Raw genomic sequence first — 4472 nt, forward strand, 5'->3', positions numbered from 1 at the left:
ACGCCGCTACTTCTCCGACATCTCCATGCGCAGACTCGTCCACATCCTCACCGAGCACACCGAACCCGCCCGCCCCGAGCTCCACCTCACCGCCTGACCACCACCCCCAGGAAGCAACCGGAGTGACACCACACCACGGGACTTGACCACGTCGCCGGGTCAAGCGTCCGACTTGTCGCGATCATGCCGACCAGTTCCGCCTCGAGGCGGGCGAGTTCTTCTTGCCGTGCCCGGACCTCTGCAAGTTTGCCAGCTAGCAGGGAGTTCACATGTGAGCACGGGGCCCGTCCGGCCTCGCGCAGTTCAAGAACTCCTGCGATGTCGGTCAGCTTCAGTCCGGCCGCTTTAGCGGCGCGGATAAACCCGACACGTGCAACCGCACGGTCCTCGTACGCCCGGTATCCGTTGCCTTCCCGAGTTGGCGCCGGCAGCAGTCCTTCCCGTTCGTAGAACCGGATGGTCTGTGTGCTGACGCCGGTCATTTCGGCGAGATCTCCGATGCGCATGTCTCTATCCCACCACTTGACCTTGCACCTGGCTACAACGTCTATGGTCGGTGGATGGAAATCACGGTGCAGTACTTCGACGGTTGTCCGAACTGGGAGACGATGGCGGAACGGATCTCGGTGATTGCCGCGGAACGTTCCGACCTCACGGTGAAACAACAACTCGTGTCGTCGCAGGCGGACGCGGAAGCGCTCGATTTCCGCGGGTCACCCACGCTCCTCGTCGACGGGGCTGTCTTGTTTCCGGCACCAGATGGGCCGCCAGGCTTGTCCTGCCGGGTCTACCTGACCCCCGAGGGTCTTGCCGGGTCTCCGACCCTGGATCAACTGCGCGATGCCATCGCCCACACGGAAGCGGCGGCGCAATGAGTGACAGGTTCGATCTGGTCGTGATCGGCGCGGGTATGGCGGGAATGACCGCGGCCAACAAGTGCGCCGCGCAGGGATGGCGGGTTGGGATCGTTGATGAACTGCCCTACGGCGGAACCTGCGCGCTGCGCGGTTGCGATCCGAAGAAGATTCTGCGCCGCGGCGCAGAAATCATCGACGCCGCTCAGCTGATGAGCGACACCGGGGTCCAGGAGAACGGGGTATCGGTGGATTGGCCAGCGTTGATGCGGCGGAAACGCGGCTTCACGGACCGTGTCCCGAAGCGGATGGAGGACGAACTCGTCGGCAATGGCGTCACCACCTTCCACGGGCACGCCGAGTTCAGCGGGCCGAACGAGCTCCTCATCGACGGCACTGCCCATCGGTCGGACCGGTTCCTCATCCCCTCTGGTGCGACACCGCGCCCCCTGGTCTTTCCCGGTGCGGAGCATCTGATCGACAGCACCGGGTTCCTGGATCTCGATGAGCTGCCTCGCCGGATGGTGTTCATCGGCGGCGGCTTCATCTCGTTCGAGTTCGCGCACATCGCCGCTCGTGCCGGTGCGGAGTGCACGATCATCGACCGCGGGTCCCGACCGCTGCGGGAATTCGATCCGGACCTTGTCGAACTCCTCGTTACCCGATCCGAAGAGGCTGGCATCCGTGTGCTTCGCAACACAACGGTCACCGGAGTTGGGACCACGCTCGCCGGTTACCGGGTGGGTATCGACACCGCCGGAACAGCGGCCAGCATCGACACCGGCCTCGTAGTCCACGGCGCGGGTAGGGTTCCCAACCTCGACAGCCTGCATCTGGACGCTGCGGGTATTGCCAGCGGTCCACGCGGTGTGACTGTCGCCGCCCACTTGCAAAGCATCACCAACCCCGCCGTGTTCGCCGCCGGCGATGCCGCGAACACGATTGGCCGTCCCCTCACGCCCGTTGCCGTGTTCGAAGGCAAAGTCGTCGCGTCCAACATGATCAAAGGCACCACTACCACGCCCGACTACACGGGCGTGCCCACCACCGTGTTCGCCATCCCTGAGCTCAACCGCGTAGGTCTTCTCGAGCACGAAGCCGCTGACGCCGGACATGAAATCGCCGTCCGTTTCACTGACACCAGCGACTGGTACTCCACCTACCGGGTAGCCGAAACCACCGCCGCAGCAAAGATCATCATTGACACCGCATCGGACCAGATCCTCGGCGCACACCTCCTAGGCCCCGGCCACTCTGAACTCATCAACACCTTCGGCCTCGCCATCAAACTCGGCCTCACCACCCGCCAACTCAAATCCGTTACTGCCACTTATCCCTCCCTTGGCTCGGACCTCGGATCCCTGCTGTAGTAGACCGCGAAATCGCTCGCTGTGACGGGGCGAGATAGCCTTCCATGGTTGGTCTCTGATGAGGACGCAATCCAGGTCCGTTTCGAGGCTCGCCCGGTCCTTCTGACTGGCCAGGATTACGTTCGCCACAGGGAACCGAGGTTGAATCGGCCTGGCGTATACGCGGCATCGGCTGGCTGGGCTTGGACTGCCGGCTACCGATTACCGAGGAGATATTGACGCGATGAGCTCGAATGAACGTTGACACGGCCACCCAGTGCTCATGCTGTGGCAGAACGATGCCGCGGTTCAAGCTGCATGAGTTGCGCGACGGAGCGGCCTACCTGTGTCGCCGATGTGGCCTGTGGATCGCCGTGCGGCTGCGCAACGACAGCGTTCGCTAACGCGCCCTGGCACGGCTGGACGCGAGTAGGTCTATTGCTGGTCGTAGGGAGCAGATGCCTGGAGCGTAGCCGCGCCATGCTGGCGCTCACTAGCTGTCATTTCTGGCTGAGCCATAGCGCGGCGCACGGACGCGGAGCTGACGTGGAGGGTCTTAGCGATCGTTTCCCACGTCGCCGGGGGGTTCTGAGCGCGCATCTGCCGAGCGACCTCGACCCGCTCAGCGCTCATCACCGTTGGCCTCCCACCGACGCGACCCTGGGCGCGTGCGTACTCCAGACCGAGCCGGGTATTCTCCCGGATCGTGTCGACGCGCAGCTGCGCGAACACGGCCACGATGCCGAACAGGGCACGGCCCATCGGGGTCGTCGTGTCGATCACCGGTTCGGTGAGGCTCTTGATATCGACGCCCTTGTCCTCCAGCTCGTGCAGCGTCTCGATCAGGATGCGCTCGGTCCCACCGAGCCGATCGAGGCGGCGCACCAACAGCACATCGCCGGCACGGAGGTAGTCCATGCACGCGACCCACTGCGGGCGATCCTTGACCCGGCTGGAGTCGCCGCGGTCGACGAACACGCGCTCCGCTCCTGCCGCGTGCAGCTCGGCCTCCTGGGCCTTCGGGTTCTGCTCACGCTTGGACACCCGGGCATATCCGACGACGGTCATAAGTCCCTCCCCTGTTCCGCTTCTCGGCCGGGTGTCATCGGCCGGCGCGAGCGGCCCGTCGATGTCGACGGTGCGGAGCGTCCCGGCGCGACGCTGCTGCTCAGGTTGGCGAACGCGCGCAGCTGCTCCATCCGTTCCGGGGTGAGCCGGCCTCCCGCGGCGGGCTGCACGATGCGGTCGAAGATCCCGCGCAGTTCGGTGAAGTTCTGTCGTTCCATCGCGGTACGTGACGCCTGGTCGTTCTCCGCCCCGGTGACTCGGCTCCAGTCGAGGTCGAATCCCGCGCCGGCGGCGATCTGCGTCCAGAAGATTCGTTGCGTGCGGCCATTGCCCTCCCGGAACGGGTGGAGGTAGTTCACCTGGTCGTAGTGGTGCGCCAGGCGATCTACGAACCGGTCACGGTCCAGGCCGTGTAGCTGGTGCTCGACCGCCAGCTCCGCGAACGCGTACCCGGCGCCGGACTCCAGCCGGGACACGGGCATGAAGAACTCCGCGCCCGGGTCGGTGCCCTTGCGGATGTCGACGGTGCGCAGCTGGCCTGCCCAGTCGTAGACGTCCTGGAAGAGCTGCCGGTGGATTGCCTGGAGCTGTCGGAGATCTCCGGTGACGTTCACCGGCCGGGTGATCATCTCGGCCCGTCGCCATTCGGTGAGTTCCGCTTCGGCGCGATCCAGCGTGGCGCGGTCGGTCAGGCCGAGCCGGTTGCGGAGGATGCCCGATTCGGGCTCGAGGTACGGGTCGACGAAATCAGGCAAGGCCCCAGCGGGCGCGTGTGCGGCGTCCGAGCTCGTCGACGTCGAACTCCCCCGCTGCGTAGGCGGCCGCATCGGCTCGGTACTCGGCGCCGGCGGTGAGGCCTTCCATCGCGGAGCTGTGGGCGGCGTCGGCCACGACGCGCTCGCGCAGCTCGCGCTCGGCCGCGGAGATTGTGCTGGCGGTCTTGACGCTCATGGTGGCCTCCCTCGTTGCTTCTAGTCTACCCGACTTGCTCAAAAACCTATAGGGGAGGTTTTGCACCGAATGGGGTTTTGACAAGGGTTTTGAGCACCGGAGCTGTGAGTGTTGGCGCTCTGTGACGGTGTTTTTTGGCGCTGAGTGGCGGTTGTTTAGGTGCCGATGACGAGAGTGCTGGCGGCGGCTTCGATGACGTCGTCGGTGATGGTTTCGAGTTCGTTGATTTTGAGGACTCGTGCGATCTGTG

At 64.9% G+C, this 4472-nt stretch carries 6 protein-coding genes and 1 pseudogene; 2 read left to right on the forward strand and 5 right to left on the reverse strand.

Translation table 11 applies throughout. From position 1 onward, the window contains the following. Positions 1–86: 86 nt before the first annotated feature. Positions 87–506, reverse strand: coding sequence for a heavy metal-responsive transcriptional regulator (locus J0I43_RS00005; protein WP_292857070.1), 420 nt, complete (start codon positions 504–506; stop codon positions 87–89). Positions 507–560: 54 nt separating this feature from the next. Between J0I43_RS00005 and J0I43_RS00010 the strand changes: the two genes are divergently transcribed. Then, positions 561–875 (forward strand): thioredoxin family protein, encoded by a 315-nt coding sequence (locus J0I43_RS00010; RefSeq protein WP_292857073.1) that lies wholly within the window; start codon positions 561–563, stop codon positions 873–875. Then, entirely contained in the window at positions 872–2224 is a 1353-nt protein-coding gene (locus J0I43_RS00015; RefSeq protein WP_292857076.1) for an NAD(P)/FAD-dependent oxidoreductase, read from the forward strand. The genes J0I43_RS00010 and J0I43_RS00015 overlap by 4 nt, the downstream gene beginning before the upstream one ends. 414 nt (positions 2225–2638) lie before the next feature. Here the strand turns inward: J0I43_RS00015 and J0I43_RS00020 are convergent, their stop codons facing one another. The 4 genes and pseudogenes from J0I43_RS00020 to J0I43_RS00035 all read right to left on the reverse strand — a co-directional run. After that, the gene (locus tag J0I43_RS00020) at positions 2639–3271 is read right to left on the reverse strand and encodes a recombinase family protein (RefSeq protein WP_292857079.1); all 633 of its coding nucleotides are present in this window, start codon (positions 3269–3271) and stop codon (positions 2639–2641) included. Continuing rightward, positions 3268–4026 carry a Fic family protein gene (locus J0I43_RS00025; RefSeq protein ID WP_292857082.1) on the reverse strand — a complete coding sequence of 253 codons (759 nt, stop codon included), beginning with the start codon at positions 4024–4026 and terminating at the stop codon, positions 3268–3270. Before J0I43_RS00025 ends, J0I43_RS00020 begins: the two co-directional genes overlap by 4 nt. Then, a complete protein-coding gene (locus J0I43_RS00030) occupies positions 4019–4222 on the reverse strand; it encodes a hypothetical protein (protein WP_071043057.1) in 204 nt (67 codons plus the stop codon). The genes J0I43_RS00025 and J0I43_RS00030 overlap by 8 nt, the downstream gene beginning before the upstream one ends. Positions 4223–4377: 155 nt before the next feature. Continuing rightward, positions 4378–4472 (reverse strand): annotated as a pseudogene (locus J0I43_RS00035) (ATP-binding protein); the annotation flags it as partial.

The sequence above is a fragment of the Microbacterium sp. genome, assembly GCF_017305435.1.
In the GTDB taxonomy this organism is placed as follows: domain Bacteria; phylum Actinomycetota; class Actinomycetes; order Actinomycetales; family Microbacteriaceae; genus Microbacterium.